16 protein-coding genes and 3 pseudogenes are annotated in these 15,760 nt (G+C 70.7%); 15 read left to right on the top strand and 4 right to left on the bottom strand.

Annotation, left to right across the window (positions count from 1 at the left end):
• Positions 1-193: pseudogene (locus tag MKK60_RS26410) on the top strand (glycerol-3-phosphate acyltransferase); the annotation flags it as partial.
• Here the strand turns inward: MKK60_RS26410 and MKK60_RS26405 are convergent.
• Positions 176-469 (bottom strand): annotated as a pseudogene (locus MKK60_RS26405) (transposase); the annotation flags it as partial. The pseudogenes MKK60_RS26410 and MKK60_RS26405 overlap by 18 nt on opposite strands.
• Before the next feature lie 400 nt (positions 470-869).
• On the opposite strand from MKK60_RS26405, the gene MKK60_RS26400 reads away from it, so the two are divergent.
• From MKK60_RS26400 to MKK60_RS26380, 5 genes and pseudogenes are all read left to right on the top strand, one after another.
• Entirely contained in the window at positions 870-1,355 is a 486-nt protein-coding gene (locus MKK60_RS26400; protein WP_243989085.1) for a hypothetical protein, read from the top strand.
• 43 nt (positions 1,356-1,398) lie between these two features.
• Positions 1,399-1,761 carry an XRE family transcriptional regulator gene (locus MKK60_RS26395; RefSeq protein ID WP_243989084.1) on the top strand — a complete coding sequence of 121 codons (363 nt, stop codon included), beginning with the start codon at positions 1,399-1,401 and terminating at the stop codon, positions 1,759-1,761.
• Positions 1,758-2,201 carry a hypothetical protein gene (locus MKK60_RS26390; RefSeq protein ID WP_147843975.1) on the top strand — a complete coding sequence of 148 codons (444 nt, stop codon included), beginning with the start codon at positions 1,758-1,760 and terminating at the stop codon, positions 2,199-2,201. The genes MKK60_RS26395 and MKK60_RS26390 overlap by 4 nt, the downstream gene beginning before the upstream one ends.
• Before the next feature lie 515 nt (positions 2,202-2,716).
• A complete protein-coding gene (locus MKK60_RS26385) occupies positions 2,717-2,926 on the top strand; it encodes a hypothetical protein (protein WP_147727535.1) in 210 nt (69 codons plus the stop codon).
• Between the two features lie 255 nt (positions 2,927-3,181).
• A pseudogene (locus MKK60_RS26380) lies at positions 3,182-3,556 on the top strand (transposase); the annotation flags it as partial.
• A gap of 106 nt (positions 3,557-3,662) precedes the next feature.
• On the opposite strand, the gene MKK60_RS26375 reads toward MKK60_RS26380, so the two are convergent.
• A complete protein-coding gene (locus MKK60_RS26375; protein WP_243932412.1) occupies positions 3,663-4,553 on the bottom strand; it encodes a LysR family transcriptional regulator in 891 nt (296 codons plus the stop codon).
• Positions 4,554-4,633: 80 nt separating this feature from the next.
• Here MKK60_RS26375 and MKK60_RS26370 point away from each other — a divergent pair, with 80 nt between their 5' ends.
• The 3 genes from MKK60_RS26370 (at position 4,634) to MKK60_RS26360 (ending at position 6,984) form a co-directional block, all read left to right on the top strand.
• Positions 4,634-5,251, top strand: coding sequence for a pyridoxamine 5'-phosphate oxidase family protein (locus MKK60_RS26370; RefSeq protein WP_243989083.1), 618 nt, complete (start codon positions 4,634-4,636; stop codon positions 5,249-5,251).
• Positions 5,248-5,652 carry a VOC family protein gene (locus MKK60_RS26365; RefSeq protein WP_243989082.1) on the top strand — a complete coding sequence of 135 codons (405 nt, stop codon included), beginning with the start codon at positions 5,248-5,250 and terminating at the stop codon, positions 5,650-5,652. The genes MKK60_RS26370 and MKK60_RS26365 overlap by 4 nt, the downstream gene beginning before the upstream one ends.
• A gap of 75 nt (positions 5,653-5,727) precedes the next feature.
• Entirely contained in the window at positions 5,728-6,984 is a 1,257-nt protein-coding gene (locus tag MKK60_RS26360; RefSeq protein ID WP_243989081.1) for a YbfB/YjiJ family MFS transporter, read from the top strand.
• A gap of 100 nt (positions 6,985-7,084) precedes the next feature.
• Here MKK60_RS26360 and MKK60_RS26355 read toward each other — a convergent pair whose 3' ends face one another.
• Entirely contained in the window at positions 7,085-8,233 is a 1,149-nt protein-coding gene (locus tag MKK60_RS26355; protein ID WP_243989080.1) for a winged helix-turn-helix domain-containing protein, read from the bottom strand.
• 196 nt (positions 8,234-8,429) lie between these two features.
• A complete protein-coding gene (locus tag MKK60_RS26350; protein WP_243989079.1) occupies positions 8,430-9,293 on the bottom strand; it encodes a helix-turn-helix transcriptional regulator in 864 nt (287 codons plus the stop codon).
• A gap of 99 nt (positions 9,294-9,392) precedes the next feature.
• On the opposite strand from MKK60_RS26350, the gene MKK60_RS26345 reads away from it, so the two are divergent.
• The 6 genes from MKK60_RS26345 (at position 9,393) to MKK60_RS26320 (ending at position 15,755) form a co-directional block, all read left to right on the top strand.
• Positions 9,393-10,295, top strand: a complete 903-nt coding sequence (locus tag MKK60_RS26345) for an SDR family oxidoreductase (protein WP_243933778.1) — start codon at positions 9,393-9,395, stop codon at positions 10,293-10,295.
• 254 nt (positions 10,296-10,549) lie between these two features.
• Entirely contained in the window at positions 10,550-10,798 is a 249-nt protein-coding gene (locus tag MKK60_RS28780; protein ID WP_409567458.1) for a hypothetical protein, read from the top strand.
• Positions 10,799-10,929: 131 nt separating this feature from the next.
• Positions 10,930-11,763 (top strand): DeoR/GlpR family DNA-binding transcription regulator, encoded by an 834-nt coding sequence (locus tag MKK60_RS26335; protein ID WP_147843193.1) that lies wholly within the window; start codon positions 10,930-10,932, stop codon positions 11,761-11,763.
• Between the two features lie 86 nt (positions 11,764-11,849).
• Entirely contained in the window at positions 11,850-13,382 is a 1,533-nt protein-coding gene (gene glpD, locus MKK60_RS26330) for a glycerol-3-phosphate dehydrogenase (RefSeq protein WP_243989078.1), read from the top strand.
• Between the two features lie 84 nt (positions 13,383-13,466).
• A complete protein-coding gene (glpK, locus tag MKK60_RS26325) occupies positions 13,467-14,972 on the top strand; it encodes a glycerol kinase GlpK (protein ID WP_243989077.1) in 1,506 nt (501 codons plus the stop codon).
• A 51-nt stretch (positions 14,973-15,023) separates the two neighbouring features.
• Complete coding sequence (locus MKK60_RS26320) at positions 15,024-15,755, top strand: MIP/aquaporin family protein (RefSeq protein WP_147843191.1); 732 nt, start codon at positions 15,024-15,026, stop codon at positions 15,753-15,755.
• Positions 15,756-15,760 lie beyond the last annotated feature (5 nt).

Below are 15,760 nucleotides of genomic sequence, written 5' to 3'. Positions count from 1 at the left end.
CAGGGGCGGCAAGGGCGTCGCGACCTTCCTCGGGGTGCTGCTCGCCCTAAGCCCGCCGGCGCTGCTCGCCTTCGCGGCGATCTGGCTCGGCCTCGCCTTCGCCCTGCGCTACTCGTCGCCCTCGGCGCTCGCAGCCTCGGCCGCGACCCCTATCATTCTGTGGGCCTTGAACGATCCGGCGCGCGCGGGGCTCGAGACGTCTTCCCCGGGACGCCTCCTGCAGGATCAGCTTGTCCAGCGTCAAATCGGCGATGGCTTTTCGAAGCCGAGCATTCTCGGTCTCAAGACTCTTCATCCGACGAACCTGATCCGACTTCAGGCCGCCAAACTCACGCCGCCACCGGGAGTATGTCACTGAGCTCACGCCGAGCGTGCGGATTGCATCGGCCACGCTCTGGCCCTGTGAGATCAGCACGTCTGCCTGACGTAGCTTCGCGACGATCTCCTCGGGCTTCGGGGGCTTTGCCATCTTGTCCGTCCTCCAGGCTCAAAAGCCATACCAAAGGGCGGACCACTTCAATGGGGGCTGACCATAACAATGGCATGGTCTCGCAGACCGGCATGGGAAACGTCGCCGCGCTCTATCAGCAAGGGCAGGGCAATGTCGCCGTGATCTCGCAGACCGGCCGCTCGCGCTGAGATTTCATGACCACGATCGTGTATCGACGATTTTGTCCGTCCGAATCGTGACTTGATGCGACCTATTCCGTTTGATGGCCGTCTCGGGGCAACGGTCGTCAAACGCGCTTCGGACCTTCCACATCCACGCTAGAGTGCGGAGCGGATTCCCGGCGTCTGAAGATCGCGGCTCGTGTAGGCGGCGTTCCCTAAGCTAAATCAATGCGATTTTCGCGAAACGTGTGATTCAGGTGGACACGCTTGAGAACCTTCTTGCAGACCAAGGGATTGTGCGGCTAGAAGCCGTCCTTGGTCCACGCGAACTGCCGAACAGGCGGCTGTTCGGCACCCAAGACTTCGTGCGATGGCTAGATGGGCAAGTACGCCAGCAAGAACCGTCGCCAAGCGGAGCCGAAACGACACCACTCGAACAGATCGACGACCTCTTTCACCGATATTCGACGGGCGGCTTCTTGGCTCATCGCCGGGAATTTCGTTGTGTCAAAGTCGAAAAAAATCCTGTATGGGAATTAAAGACCGTAGACGTTCGAATATTCGGCTGGTTCCCGGCAAGAGACTGCTTCGTATGTGTTTTTGGAGATTTTGCTGATCGCGTAAAAGATCATGATCTCTATCGCGGCTATCGCCTCGAAATTCGGCGGATGCGACGCGAGATGGGGATCAAAGAAGATCTTTGCGGGATGGGGGGGGCGCCGAGTGACGTCATATCATTTTAGGACCAACGGCCGGTCCCGATCGGCGGGACGCCTGATCGGTCGCGTGCGCAGCGAGCTGCTCCAGGCCTTGCTGGAAGAACGCACGGCATCGGGCGCCTCCATCCAATCCGTCGCCGACAAGCTCCTTCTCGAGCGCTCGGTCATCAACGGCCAGCTTTCCGGGCATCACCAGCTCTCGCTTCGACTGATCGCCGATCTGGCTTGGGCCCTGGATCGCGAGATCGTCTTCGAGATCCGCAAGGTCGAGCGGCAGGCGGGCCAGAACTCTCCCCCGGAAGTGTCCACGGCGATGTCTCGCGCACCGACCCTGGTCGGCGTTTCGCGCACCCTGACGTCGACGCTGCCGCCCAGCCGCCAGATCCACGTGCGACCTCGGCAGGCGAGGCAGAAAAGCGCCTCCACATGAAGCGCCATGGATTCTCGATCTTCTGCGACGACATTCGTAACGAGGTGGGCGGAAAGCTGAGCTTCATCGGGTGCTACAATTCGGTCATGTTCGCCTCTCCGGACATGCCGTTCATCCTGCCGAAGTTCTGCATCCATACGCATGTGATCTCGTCGGCCGAGCACCCGCTCTCCTCCGTCCTGCTACGCTGCTACGTGCCCGGCCTCGAGGATCCGATCATCGAGGAGCCGGTGGAGACGCCGCCCATCGCCGAGCAGCGGAAGCTCGTCTCCGCGCTCGAATCCGGCAGCACGGCGCCGCGATACATCGTGGCGTCGGCGAGCCTGATCCTCTCGCCTTTCGAGATCTTGAGCACGGGCCTCATCAGCGTCCGCGCCGTCCTGGGCGACATGGCGGAAGAACTCAGCCTCGGATCATTGAGGGTGGTCGTCGCAGACTAGGTGTTTGATCCCACGGCGTGGTGATACGGTTGAGCACCATGCTGCCAGGGATGCGCTCTGGCCCAGGTTCTTCATGGAAGGCCGTGGCGGACTTGTCGATCGCGATGCCGGGCGGAATTTCCCGCGGATCGACCAAGTCAGGATCGATGCTCGCGGCCTCGATGCGGCGACGGAGCACCGCGGTCCTTCCCGATACGAGGCGTTGGTCTTCGAGCGGTGTCCTGAGCCATTTCTCGGCCCTCCAATCCACGATCTCAGAAGGGGATCGGGATGCGGACCCGACATCAAGGGCTGGCCAAAACCTCGATCCCGGCGCGCGCACGCACTCCGAATGACCCCGATCGCGGTTCTTCCTCCCCACGGTCCCAGCCTTCTGCGCCTACTCCTCTCTTGCTGTGGTCGAGGGTCTCGCACGATGAGGTCGGCGACGGCTTGGTCGTGCACCGTGACGGGGAACCGCGATCATCTGCAGGGCTTGGCCTTCCTGCCGGCATGAGGTCCGGCGGGAGAGCAGCATGTCGAGCGACACCCACAAGCATCAAGAACTGCTCAGCGCTTTGAAGGCCGCGCAGGGCAAAGGCGACGGCTCCTTCGAGCAGGCCGTGACGAATGCCTTCGAGCACGTCTTCGAGCACCTCGATCGACTGAACTCGCACGTGTCGCTCGGCGGACCGGAGGGGGACGAGCGTCATCTCAAGACCGGTGAGTCGCCGACGCTGCGATAAGCTCCGGGCCCTGACTTCCGATTCGGAGTCAGGGCCGTCGTCGCGGCCTTCCTCTCGATGGCGCCGGTCGTCATGCGACGTGATCGAGCCCAGGGCCGGCAGCGAGTTCGTCGACCAAGATGCTCACGGTCCGCATCGGTCGGTCCGTCGTCGGTCGCCTCGCACAGGATGGCGAGCGGGGACGGCCGCACGCCGGCGGCGCGAAGATCGCCGAGGATCCCTGCCGACCAGGGCACTCGGAACCATCGGGGTGTGCGGCTGGTCCAGCGCAACGGCTATCGTGACCGGGACTGGCAGACGCGCGCCGGGACCGTCGAACTGCGCATCCCGAAGTTGCATAGGGGGGCGTGCTTCCCGGCTTTCTTGATCGTCTCGGCGGCGGTGATCGTGAGCACCGACGGCCGGCGCGAGGTGCGCGGCATGGATGTCGGCCCCTCCGAGGCCGAGACGTTCGGGACAGCCTTCCGCAAGCTCGCCCGGCGGGGGCTGCGCGGGGTCAAGCCGGTGATCTCGGACGCCCACGAGGGCATCAAGGCATCGGTGGCCCAGGTGATGAGCGCAACCTGGCAGCACTGCCGCATCCACTTCCGGAGGACGGGGCTCGCCCAGGCCGGCCGCTCAGGTCTTCGATGCGCTTTGCGGGGCTCTGATTCCTCGGGGCGCGTTCGAGCCACGGTCCTGCGGTCAGCTCAAAGACTTCAAACGACGGACGACGCGGTCCGGGCGGCCTCCGGACTCACCCCCAGGCGCCGCTCCGCGCGCGGGCGCGCATGGCCTCGATGAACAGGCGGACGCTCGGCAGGTGCGCGCGGCTGGCGTCGAACAGCAGGTGGATCGGCACGGGCGGCGGCGCGTGCGCGTCGAGCACGCTGCACAATCGGCCCGCGGCGAGGCCCTCGGCCGCTTGGTAGCTGAGGACGTTCGCGAGCCCGAGCCCGGCCGCGGCGGCGGCCAGCTGGGCATCGATCGAGGTCACGGTCAGCCGCGGCGCGACGGCGACGCCCTGCGACCGCGGGCCGAAGCGCCAGTGTGAGCCGGTTCGGACGTTGTCGCCGGCGATGATGTCGTGCTCGGCGAGCGCCTTCGGGTCGGCCGGCCGCCCGCGCGCGGCGCAGTAGGCCGGGCTCGCGACGATGACCTGCCGCACCGTGCCGAGGGCGACCGACCTGAGGCGGCTGTCGCGCGGCTCGCCGATGCGGACCGCCACGTCGATCCCCTCCTCGACCAGCCGGATGTTCCGGTCGAGCAGCATCAGGCGCGCCGACACCGGCCGGTGCCGGGCGAGCAGGTCCGCCACCACGGGAAGGACGTGCAGCCGGCCGAAGACGACCGGCGCCGTGATCTGCAGCTCGCCGTGCGGCGCCGCCTGGCGCCCCATCACGACGTGCTCGGCATCCTGCAGCCGCATCAGGATCTCGCGGGCGCGATCCAGGAGGGCGGCGCCCTCCTCGGTCAGCGCCACGCTGCGGGTCGAGCGCCGGAACAGCGGCACGCCGAGATGCCGCTCGAGGGCGGCGATGGTCCGCGTCACCGCGGGCGGCGAGTGGCCGAGGTGGCGGGAGGCGGCCTTGAAGCCGCCCCGCTCGGCCACCGCGACGAAGGTGGTCAGCGCCGCGAAGCGGTCCACGCGATCATTCCCGAAAACGAAATTCTGAACTGCGAAGGTGATGGATTATCGCCGCCGCGTGAAGCCGCTACCTCTCCGGCATGCCCGGTACCTACTTCCACCACCTGTTCGGCGAGACGGCGCGCACGCTCCAGGCGCGCGCCGGCTCCCGCGCCAGCTACGCCAGGCGGGAGGCCGCGTCCGCCGACGGGCGCGATGCGTTGACCGAGCGCGAGCACGCCTTCCTGCAGGCGCGCGATAGCGTCTACCTGGCGAGCGTCGGCCCCGAGGGCTGGCCCTACATCCAGCATCGCGGGGGGCCGGCCGGCTTCGTCCGGTCGCTGGGCGAGAACCGGATCGGATTCGCCGACTATCCCGGCAACCGGCAGTACATCTCGCAGGGCAACGTGATCGAGCGCGGCCGGGTGGCCCTGTTCGCGATGGACTATCCGGCCCAACGCCGGCTCAAGCTCATCGGCCACGCGCGCATCGTCGCGGCGGCCGAGGATCCCGATCTCGTCGCGCGGGTCTCGCATCCCGCGGCGCCGCCGGCCGTGGCCGCGTTCGTGATCGACGTGGTCGGCTTCGACTGGAACTGCCCGCAATTCATCGCGCCGCGCTTCACGCGCGCCGAGATCGAGGCCGAGCTCGGGCCGCTGCTCATCGAGAACGCGAACCTGCGCGCCGAGCTGGCGCGCCTCAAGGGAGCCTCCGCATGACCGAGCCGTCGACCCGTGGCGTGCATCATGTCGGCCTCGCCGTGCCGGACCTCGATGCGGCCGAGCGCTTCTTCGTCGACGCGCTCGGCTGGCGCGTCGACGGCGGCGTGCCGTCCTACCCCGCCGTGTTCGTCTCCGACGGCGCGATCCTCGTGACGCTGTGGCGGATCGCCGATCCGGAGGCCGCGGTGCCGTTCGACCGCCGCGCCAACGTCGGGCTGCATCACCTCGCCCTCAAGGTCGCCGACCGCGCGGCGCTCGCCGCCGCCTACGACCGGGTGCGCGGCCATCCGGGGACGACGATCGAGTTCGCGCCCGGCCCGATGCGGAAGGGGTCCGAGACGCACCACTTCATCGGCACGATGCCGGGCGGCGTGCGCCTCGAATTCGCCACGGCGTAGGACCGTTCCTGTCGCCAAGCCGGCTTTCACGTCGGCGCCCTGCACTCTCGGACCGAACGGCGGGAACCTCGTCCCATGGCCTTGCCGACGCCTGCCCGGCCTCGAACGCTTCCGCACGGCGATCGCGCCGGCGCCGACGACAGACGGACGGCCCGGCGCGCGGTCGCCTCGGCCTCCTGCGCCAGCCTGATCGGGATCGGGCTCGCGCGGTTCGCCTATACGCCGCTGCTTCCGGCGATCATCGACGGCGGCTGGTTCGAGGCCTCGACCGCGGCCTATCTCGGGGCGGCCAACCTTGCGGGTTATCTCGCCGGCGCCCTGCTCGGGCGGCCGCTCGCCGCCCGCACCCGCGTTCCCGTGGTGCTCCGCGCGATGATGGTGGTGGCGACCGCGGCGTTCTTCGCCTGCGCCTACCCGCTGAACGTCGCGTGGTTCTTCGCCTGGCGCTTCGCGTCGGGCTTTGCCGGAGGCGCGCTGATGGTGCTGGCCGCGCCCGCCGTGCTTCCGCACGTGCCGCCGGGCAAGCGCGGCCTGGCCGGCGGCCTGATCTTCATGGGCATCGGCGTCGGCATCGCGGCGTCGGGGACGCTCGTCCCGCTCCTCCTGCGCGGCGGGTTGCAGCAGGCCTGGTTCGGCCTCGGCGCGCTCTCCTGCCTGCTCACCGTCATCGGCTGGCGGGGCTGGCCGTCCGAGGCTCCGGCGGCAGTTCGGCCGGTTGCCGGTGCCGAGCCGTCGCGCGCGCCAGGCCGGGCGGCGCTGCGGGCGCTCTACGCGGAATACGCGCTCAACGCGGCCGCGTGGGTGCCGCACATGCTCTTCCTCGTCGACCTCGTTGCGCGCGGCCTCGGGCAGGGCATCCAGGCCGGATCGCACTATTGGGTGCTGTTCGGGCTCGGCGCGACGGTCGGCCCGATCCTCGTCGGGCACCTCGCCGACCGGACCGGCTTCGGTCCCGCGCTCCGGCTCGCCTTCCTGGTCGAGGCCGGCGCGATCGCGATTCCGGCCCTCGGCCTCGGCCCGTCGTGGCTGATCCTGTCGAGCGTCGCGGTCGGCGCCTTCGTCACCGGAACCGTGCCGCTCATGCTCGGCCGCATCGGCGAGTTCCTGCCCGGGGAGCCGGAGCGGCAGAAGGCGGCCTGGAGCGTCGCCACCGTAACGTTCGCGCTGTTCCAGGCCGGCGCCGCCTACGGGCTGTCCTTCGTCTTTGCGCACACGGCGGGCAACTACACGCTGCTGTTCGCGCTCGGCACGTCCGCGATGGTGCTGGCGCTCGCCATCGACCTCGGCACGGCGCTGGCGACGCCGCGCCCCGCCTCCCCCGCCCGTCCCTGAGGCTGGCGCCCGAGTCCGGCGGAGTTGAGCGTCCGTGCCGCATCGCAGCCGTGCCGAACGCGGGGCGAGCGGCGCCGCCGCACGATCTCGCGGCGATCGCTCAGCCCGAGGCTTCGTTCGCTCCCGGTTCGATCGACGGCGGGTCGGGCTCGCCGGCGGCCGCGATGGGCAGGCCGGTCGCGCCGGCCGCCGGCGCGGCGGCGAGGCTCGCCAGGTCCAGCCACGCCGCCGTCAGGCGGAGCTCCCCGAGCAGCCGGTCCATGGTGCCGGGGGGCGCATCGGGCTCCAGGTGCACGCGCTGGATGATCAGCACGCCGATCCTGCGGTTCGCCTTCAGGTCGACGCGGGCGACGAGCGCGCCGTCCATCAGGAAGGGCAGGACGTAGTAGCCGTGCTCGCGCTGGTGAGCGGGCGTGTAGATCTCGAGCCGATAGCGGAAGCCGAACAGCCGCTCGGTCCGCGGCCGGTGCCAGATCAGCGGATCGAAGGGCGACAGGAGCGCGGCGCCGTCGAGCCGTCGGCCGAGCCGCGCCTCCCTGTGCCGGTAGGCCGGCTGCGGCCAGCCGCGGACCCGGGCCGGAACCAGCGTGCCGTCCTCGACCAGCTGCGCGATCGGCAGGTGCGCATCGGCAGGCGCGAGGCGATAATAGTCGCGCAGGTCCTGCGCCGTCGCGATGCCGAGCGCCCGCGCCGCGCGTGCGATCAGCTCCCGCCGCGCGTCGATGCCGCTCGGGGTCGGATGCGCGAGGACGGCGCGCGGAAGCACGCGCTCGGGCAGGTCGTAGACGCGCTCGAAGCTGCCGCGACGGTGCGTCGAGGCGACGAGGCCGGCCCAGAATAGCCATTCGAGCGCGTGCTTGGCCGCACTCCACACCCACATGCCCTGCGAGGCCCGGTTGCCCGCGACGTCGGAGGCGGCCAGCGGCCCCTCCGTCTCGATGCGGGCGAGGAGGGCTTCGGCTTCGCCGCGCCTGTCCCCGGCGAAGGGTTCGAGCCGCCGCCATAGGCCGCGGCCGGCGAGGGCCCGGGCCATGCGCCAGCGCAGCAGGGGGTGATGGTCGACCGGCAGGAGCGAGGCCTCGTGCCCCCAATATTCGAAGAACCGCTTCGGCCGGTCGGCCGCCAGGGCGTCGAGGAGCCCACGCTCGTAGGGGCCCAGGCGCGAGAACAGCGGCAGGTACTGGGCCCGCACCAGCACGTTCACGCTGTCGATCTGAAGCAGGCCGAGCCGGCCGATCTCGTTGCGCATCCGCGCGGCGGAGACGGGTCCCGCGCGCCGGCCCGCGGCGAAGCCCTGGGCGACGAGGGCGATGCGACGGGCCTCGGAGGCGGAGAGGTCTGCCGTCAGGGCCGGTCTCCGGACAGGGGCGGCGCGATTGTCACGCGCCGATGCAGCGCGAGGTCCGGCCGTGGATGAACGGTCCCCGCGATGCGCGCCGCACCCACTACGCGTCCTTCGAAGGCGGCCGATCGATGCCGCTCCCGCCCCGCTTCGCATGAACGAGCGCACGGATCTGCTCGCGGACCTCCGGGGTGATCGGGTTGTAGACGATCATGCCGAGATCCGGTCTTCCGTCCACGGCGAAGGCCGAGAACTCCAGCTCGATCGGGCCCAGGACGGGGTGACGGAGCCGCTTGACCCCGTCTCCGTGGGCGTGGACGTCGTTCTCCCGCCACAGGGCGGCGAAGTCCGGGCTGGTGCGGCAGAGCTCGTCCACCAGCTCGCCGACCTCGGAGGCCGCGCCGGCCCTCACCGCGTCCGCCCGGAACGCGCCGACCACGAAGCGGGCGACGCTGTCCCAATCCTGCTGCGCCGTCCGCACCCGCGGGTCGCCGAACATGCGGCGCAGGATGTTGCGCTCGCCGGGTGGCAGCGGTTCCCAGTCGGTCATCACGACGGCGGCGGCGCGGTTCCAGGCGACGACGTCCCAGGTCGCGGTCTTGATCAGGGCCGGGCTGACCTCCAGCGTGTCGAGCAACCGCTGGAGGCGCGGCGTGATCCCCTCCTGCGGCCGGTAGCGGACCTCGGGCGGACGCCCCAGCGCCAGCATGAAGACGTGCTCGCGCTCGGGCTCGGTCAGCATCAGCCCGGCGGCGATGCGGTTCAGCACGTCCGCCGAGGGCGCGCCGCCACGCCCCTGCTCCAGCCAGGTGTACCAGGTCGCGCTGATGTTCGAGCGCTGGGCGACCTCCTCCCGGCGCAGGCCCGGCGTGCGACGGCGGCCCGAGAACCCGAGGGCGGCCGGATCGAGCTTGGTGCGCCGATCCCGCAGGTAGGCGCCCAGCGAGGGTCCGGAACGGGCGGGCATGGCGATCCTGTTGGGATATATACCGGGATACGGTCACGACTTTAACGGGATCGGCGGCGGGCCGACAAGGGGCGCTCTGATCACAGCGGAGTGCATCGCATGCGCATCTTCCTCACCGGCGCCACCGGCTTCGTCGGCTCGGCCATCGTCCCGGAACTGCTCCGGTCCGGGCATCGGGTGCTCGGCTTGACCCGCTCGGAGGCCGGCGCCCGCAAGCTGATCGAGGCCGGGGTCGAGCCGCATCGCGGCACCCTTGACGACCCGGACAGCCTGCGCCGCGGCGCCGCGCAGGCCGACGGCGTGATCCACACCGCCTTCGACCACGACGACTTCACGAACTTCGTCGCCAATTGCGACAAGGACCGGCGGGCGATCGAGGCCCTGGGGGCCGCCCTTGCCGGCTCGGATCGGCCGCTGCTCATCACCTCCGGTGCGGGAATCGGGAGCCCCGACGACGGCGGCCCGGCCCGGGAGGACGTCTTCGACCGCGCGCACCCGAACCCGCGCATCGCCTCCGAGCTCGCCGGGGCCGCACTGCTGGAGGCGGGGGTGAACGTGTCGGTGGTGCGGCTTCCGCAGGTGCACGACACGGTCAAGCAGGGGCTGATCACCTACCTGATCGACCTCGCCCGGCGGACCGGCGTCTCGGCCTATGTCGGCGACGGCGCCAACCGCTGGGCGGCGGCGCCGGTCCTCGACGTCGCCCGGCTCTACGCGCTCGCCTTCGCGCGGCGGGAGGCGGGCGCCCGCTACCACGCGGTCGCCGAGGAGGGCGTCGCCGCCCGCGACATCGCGCAGACCATCGGCCGCGGCCTGAAGCTGCCGGCGGTCGCCCTCGCGCCGGAAGATGCCGCCGCGCATTTCGGCTGGCTCGCCGCGTTCGTCGGCCTCGACATGCCGGCCTCCAGCGCGCTGACGCGGGCCCGGCTCGGCTGGCACCCGACCGGCCGGGGCCTGATCGAGGACTTGGAGCGGATGGACTATTCCCGGCCGCCCGCCTGAGGCGCGCGAGGCCTCCGCCCGTCAGGACGACAGCGTGCGCAGCTCCCCGCGGGCGATGCCGAGCGGCGTCCGCACGAGCAGCCACAGGATGACGAGGGTGGCCAGCGTCAGGAGCACGAGGGCGACGGCGTCGGTCGGGAGCCCAGAGCCCGGTCGACACGGCCTCGGAGGATGGCGCGATCGCCGCGTCCCGGACGACCTCCGGCATCGACGGTCTCCTCTCGCGCTCACGCGCGCCGCACCCGCGATCCACCATGGCTGCCGGAAAAGGCGCGCGAAACCGGCCTGCGCGCAAGGTCGGCGACCGGCAGGGCGCGGACGCGCTGCCCGGTGAGCGCCGTGATTGCGTTGAGCACGGCGGGGGCACCCGCGGCAGCCCGGGCGCGCCGACGCCGCCCGTCGGCGCGCCGCTCTCGACGATGCGCACGTGCACCGCCGGCCTGTGCTCGCGGCGGATCGGGTCGGTGTGGTCGTTCCGCGACTGCCGGGCGCCGTCGCAGTAGACGATCTGCTCGAACAGCCCCGAGGACAGGTCGAGCGCCGCCGGCTCCTGGGCCTGCGCGTTTCGTTTGCGAAACCCCGCCGGTCACCTACACTCCGATCCGAGGCGTGCGAGCCCCGGGCCGGAGTTTCCATGACGCGTATGGTCGAGCGGGGCGGCTTCGAGCGGAAGGCGGGCGAGCGCGCCGACGCGTCGGCGGTCGAGACGCGGCGCGGGGCGATCGTCGCCGCGGTGCGCCAGCGCGGCTTCGTGACGATCGAGGCCCTGGCGAGCCAGTTCGGCGTGACCGTGCAGACGATCCGGCGCGACCTCAACGAGCTCAGCGCGGAGGGGCGGCTCGAGCGCTACCGCGGCGGCGGCGGCCTGCCGTCCAGCGTCGAGAACATCGACTACGCCGACCGCCGCACCACGCTGCTGTCCGAGAAGACCCGGATCGGCCGGCTGGCGGCCGGCCGCATCCCGTCGCACTGCTCGGTGTTCCTCAACATCGGCACCACGCCGGAGGCGGTGGCGCGCGAGCTCGTCCGCCACGACGACCTCAGCATCATCACCAACAACCTCAACGTGGCGGTCGGGCTGGCGGAGGCGACCGACTTCCGCATCGTCGTGGCGGGCGGCACGATCCGCAACCGCGACGGCGCCGTCCTGGGGCAGCTCACCTGCGACACCCTCAGCCAGTTCCGGGTCGACGTGGCGGTCATCGGCATCAGCGGGATCGACGCCGACGGCGCCCTGCTCGACTACGATTACGAGGAGGTGCGGGCGACGCAGACCATCCTGGCGCATGCGCGCCAGACCTTCCTCGTGGCCGACCACACCAAGTTCACCCGCCGCCCGATGGTCGAGGTCGGGCGGCTGGAGCAGATCGACACCTTCTTCACCGACCGCGTCCCGCCGCCCGAGATCGTCGCCCTGATGGAGCGTCACGGCGTCGCCCTCGCGGTGGCCGACCGAGACGAGCCGTAGCGAACATCGCAATTTTCGCTTGCGAAAATCCTAAGATAAGGCAATATTCTGCCGACCCGGGCATCGGCCGGGGCGGGAGGCGACTCATGACGACGGTCTCGAACGTGCGGGCGCTGGGCGCCCCCTACGACCTGCTCGTCATCGGCGGCGGCATCAACGGCACCGGCATCGCCCGCGACGCGGCCGGGCGTGGCCTCTCGGTGCTGCTGTGCGAGCGCGGAGACCTCGCGGAATTCACCTCGTCCTCGAGCACCAAGCTGATCCACGGCGGCCTGCGCTACCTCGAATACTACGAGTTCCGCCTGGTGCGGGAGGCTCTGGCCGAGCGCGAGCGCCTGCTGCGGCAGGCGCCGCACATCATCTGGCCGCTCCGCTTCGTGCTGCCGCACGACGCGGGCCTGCGCCCGGCCTGGATGCTGCGGGCCGGCCTGTTCCTGTACGACCACCTCGCCCGGCTGCGCACCCTGCCCGGCTCCAAGACGGTTCGCTTGCGAACATCGCCGGTGGGCGCACCGCTTCAGGACCGGCTCACGAAGGGGTTCGTCTATTCCGACTGCTGGGTGGAGGACAGCCGCCTCGTGGTTCTGAACGCCATGGATGCGCGGGCCCGCGGCGCCGAGATCCGCACCCGCACCGGCGTCGAGTCGGCGCGCCGGGTCGACGGGACGTGGACGGCGACCCTGCGCGACGCCGTCACCGGGCGCACCGAGACCGTCCGGGCGAAGGCGGTGGTGAACGCCGCCGGCCCCTGGGTGAGCGCGACGCTCGGCGGAACGCTCGGCGTGAACAGCCGCGCGGCGGTGCGGCTGATCAAGGGCAGCCACATCGTGGTCGCCAAGCTCTACGAGGGCGATCAGGCCTACATCCTGCAGCAGCCCGACAAGCGCATCATCTTCGCGATCCCCTACGAGCGCGACTTCACGCTGATCGGCACCACCGACGTCCCCTACGCGGACGAGCCCGGCCCGGTGCGGATCTCAAAGGACGAGACGCGCTACCTCTGCGACTGCATCAACCGCTCGTTCGCCAAGGCGATCGGGCCGAAGGACGTGGTCTGGAGCTATTCGGGGGTGCGCCCGCTCTACGACGACGCCGCCGCCAACGCCTCGGCGGTGACCCGCGACTACGTGCTCGACGTCGACGATGCCGGCGGGCAGGCGCCGGCGCTCTCGGTGTTCGGGGGCAAGATCACCACCTACCGCCGCCTCGCCGAGCACGCGATCGAGAAGATCGCGTCCCACTTCCCCGGCCTGAAGCCGGCCTGGACGGGCGAGGCGACCCTGCCCGGCGGAGCGATGCCGGAGGCGGATTTCGACGCCTTCCTCGCCGCCTTCGTCCGCGAGGCGCCGTTCCTGCCGGCCGAGACCGCCCGGCGGCTCGCCCGCGCCTACGGCACCGAGGCGCGGGCCATCGTCAAGGGCGCGCGCAGCCTGGCCGACCTCGGCGAGGCGTTCGAGGGCGGCCTGAGCGCGGCGGAGGTCGACTACCTCGTCCGCTCGGAATGGGTCCGCACGGCGGTGGACATCCTGTGGCGGCGCTCGAAGCTCGGCCTGCGCACCAGCCCGGACGGGGCCGCGCGGCTCGCCGCCTACCTGACGCGAAAGGCGGAAGCCGCCTGAATCAAGGTGCGCGGCGCGGAACCGGCGCGAAGACCGGTCCGCGCGAGACGATCGACCCACGGTCCGCAAGGGAGGAAGACAGCCATGTCCCAGTATGTCGGCGCCATCGACCAGGGCACCACCAGCAGCCGCTTCATCGTGTTCGACCGCGAGGGGCGCATCATCGTCTGCAAGCAGCGCGAGCACGCGCAGATCTATCCGCGGCCCGGCCATGTCGAGCACGATCCGATGGAGATCTGGCGCAACACCCAAGGCGTGATGCAGGACGCCCTCGACGGCGCCGGGCTGACGCCGAAGGACCTCCTGTCGATCGGCATCACCAACCAGCGCGAGACCACGCTGATCTGGGACAAGCGCACCGGCCAACCGCTCCACAACGCCCTGGTCTGGCAGGACACCCGCAACGACCGCCTCGTCACCGAATATGCCCGCGACGGCGGGCGCGACCGCTTCCGCGCGCTCACCGGCCTGCCGCTGGCGAGCTACTTCTCCGGGCTGAAGCTGCGCTGGCTCCTCGACCACGTCGCGGGCGCGCGGGAGAAGGCGGAAGCCGGCGACGTGCTGTTCGGCAACATCGACACCTGGCTCGTCTGGAACCTGACGGGCGGCCCGGACGGCGGCCTCCACCTCACCGACGTGACCAATGCCAGCCGCACCCAGCTGATGTCCCTCGAGACCCTGGCCTGGGACGACGGCATGCTCTCGGCCTTCGGCATCCCGCGGGCGATGCTGCCCGAGATCGTCTCCTCCTCGCAGGTCTACGGCGAGACGCGGGTGCCGTTTTCCGGCGTGCCGATCGCCGGCATCCTCGGCGACCAGCAGGCGGCCCTGTTCGGCCAGGCCTGCTTCCAGCCGGGCGAGGCCAAGAACACCTACGGCACCGGCTGCTTCGCGCTGATGAACACCGGCGAGACGCCGGTTCCCTCCACCTGCGGCCTCGTCACCACGCTCGGGTACAAGCTCGACGGCAAGCCGGCGGTCTACGCGCTCGAGGGCTCGATCGCGATCACCGGCGCCCTGGTGCAGTGGCTGCGCGACAACCTGCACATGATCCAGGACAGCGCCGAGGTCGAGAGCCTCGCCACCACGGTCGCGGACAACGGCGGCGTCTACTTCGTGCCCGCCTTCTCGGGCCTCTACGCGCCGCACTGGAACGAGGGCGCCCGTGGCCTGATCATCGGCCTGACCCGCTACGCCAACCGCGGCCACATCGCCCGCGCCTGCCTGGAGGCGACCGCCTTCCAGACGCACGAGGTGCTGGAGGCGATGGAGAAGGATTCCGGCATCCCCGTGCGCGAGCTGCGCTCGGACGGCGGCATGGTCGCCAACGTCACCCTGATGCAGTTCCAGGCCGACATCCTCGACGTGCCGGTGGTGCGCCCGCGGGTCACCGAGACCACGGCACTCGGCGCCGCCTACGCGGCAGGCCTCGCCACCGGCTACTGGCGGAGCACCGACGACCTCGTGCGCAACTGGGGCGTCGACCGGCGCTGGGTGCCGAACATGGACGCGGGCGAGCGCCGGCGCATCACCGCCGCCTGGGGCCGCGCCGTGACGCGCGCCTTCGACTGGGACGAGCAGGAGGATTGAGGCCGCCGCCTCGACTGCTTCCCGTCTCGGACACTCTCGGAGGAAACACTTATGACATCCCCGTTCCTGGGCGAGCTTCTCGGCACGATGGTGCTGATCATCCTCGGCAACGGGGTCGTCGCCGGCGCGCTGCTGCGCGGCTCCAAGGCGGAGGGCGCGGGCTGGATCGCGATCACCGCCGGCTGGGCCTTCGCGGTGCTGGCCGGCATCTTCGTCGCGACCGCGACGGGCAGCCCCGACGCCCACATCAACCCGGCGGTGACGATCGCCGGTGCGATCACGTCTGGGAATCCGAGCAAGCTCCTGGTCTACGTGCCCGCGCAGATGATCGGCGCCTTCCTCGGCGCGACCGTGGTCTGGCTGCACTACCTGCCGCACTGGGCCGTCACCGAGGATCAGGGCCTGAAGCGGGCCTGCTTCTGCACCGATCCGGCGATCCGGCAATCGGCCGCGAACTGGACGAGCGAGATCATCGGCACCTTCCTGCTGATCCTGATCGTCAGCGCCCTGCTGTCGCGGACGGTGGGGGCTTCCGGCAACATCCCGACGGGGCTGGCGCCCTACCTCGTCGGCATGGTGGTCTGGGGGATCGGCCTCTCGCTCGGCGGCACCACCGGCTACGCGATCAACCCGGCCCGCGATCTCGGGCCGCGCCTCGCCCATGCGGTGCTGCCGATCGCCGGCAAGGGGCACTCGGATTGGGGCTACGCCCTGATCCCGGTCGCCGGCCCGGCGATCGGCGCGGTGCTCGCGGCGCTCGCGATCCTGCTGATCGGCGTCTGAGGGCC

It is taken from the genome of Methylobacterium sp. J-092 (assembly GCF_022829325.1).
Classification (GTDB): domain Bacteria; phylum Pseudomonadota; class Alphaproteobacteria; order Rhizobiales; family Beijerinckiaceae; genus Methylobacterium.
The sequence above is the reverse complement of the archived record's forward strand: the minus strand, read 5'-3'. Positions and strand labels throughout refer to the sequence as shown.

Bases quoted from the DNA above. Each gene is read 5' to 3' on its own strand.
- MKK60_RS26390 (WP_147843975.1), top strand. From the start codon at position 1,758: ATGAAGCGCCATGGATTCTCGATCTTCTGCGACGACATTCGTAACGAG.
- MKK60_RS26385 (WP_147727535.1), top strand. From the start codon at position 2,717: ATGTCGAGCGACACCCACAAGCATCAAGAACTGCTCAGCGCTTTGAAG.
- MKK60_RS26370 (WP_243989083.1), top strand. From the start codon at position 4,634: ATGCCCGGTACCTACTTCCACCACCTGTTCGGCGAGACGGCGCGCACG.
- MKK60_RS26365 (WP_243989082.1), top strand. From the start codon at position 5,248: ATGACCGAGCCGTCGACCCGTGGCGTGCATCATGTCGGCCTCGCCGTG.
- MKK60_RS26360 (WP_243989081.1), top strand. From the start codon at position 5,728: ATGGCCTTGCCGACGCCTGCCCGGCCTCGAACGCTTCCGCACGGCGAT.
- MKK60_RS26355 (WP_243989080.1), bottom strand. From the start codon at position 8,233: ATGCGCAACGAGATCGGCCGGCTCGGCCTGCTTCAGATCGACAGCGTG.
- MKK60_RS26350 (WP_243989079.1), bottom strand. From the start codon at position 9,293: ATGCCCGCCCGTTCCGGACCCTCGCTGGGCGCCTACCTGCGGGATCGG.
- MKK60_RS26345 (WP_243933778.1), top strand. From the start codon at position 9,393: ATGCGCATCTTCCTCACCGGCGCCACCGGCTTCGTCGGCTCGGCCATC.
- MKK60_RS28780 (WP_409567458.1), top strand. From the start codon at position 10,550: ATGGCTGCCGGAAAAGGCGCGCGAAACCGGCCTGCGCGCAAGGTCGGC.
- MKK60_RS26335 (WP_147843193.1), top strand. From the start codon at position 10,930: ATGACGCGTATGGTCGAGCGGGGCGGCTTCGAGCGGAAGGCGGGCGAG.
- glpD (WP_243989078.1), top strand. From the start codon at position 11,850: ATGACGACGGTCTCGAACGTGCGGGCGCTGGGCGCCCCCTACGACCTG.
- glpK (WP_243989077.1), top strand. From the start codon at position 13,467: ATGTCCCAGTATGTCGGCGCCATCGACCAGGGCACCACCAGCAGCCGC.
- MKK60_RS26320 (WP_147843191.1), top strand. From the start codon at position 15,024: ATGACATCCCCGTTCCTGGGCGAGCTTCTCGGCACGATGGTGCTGATC.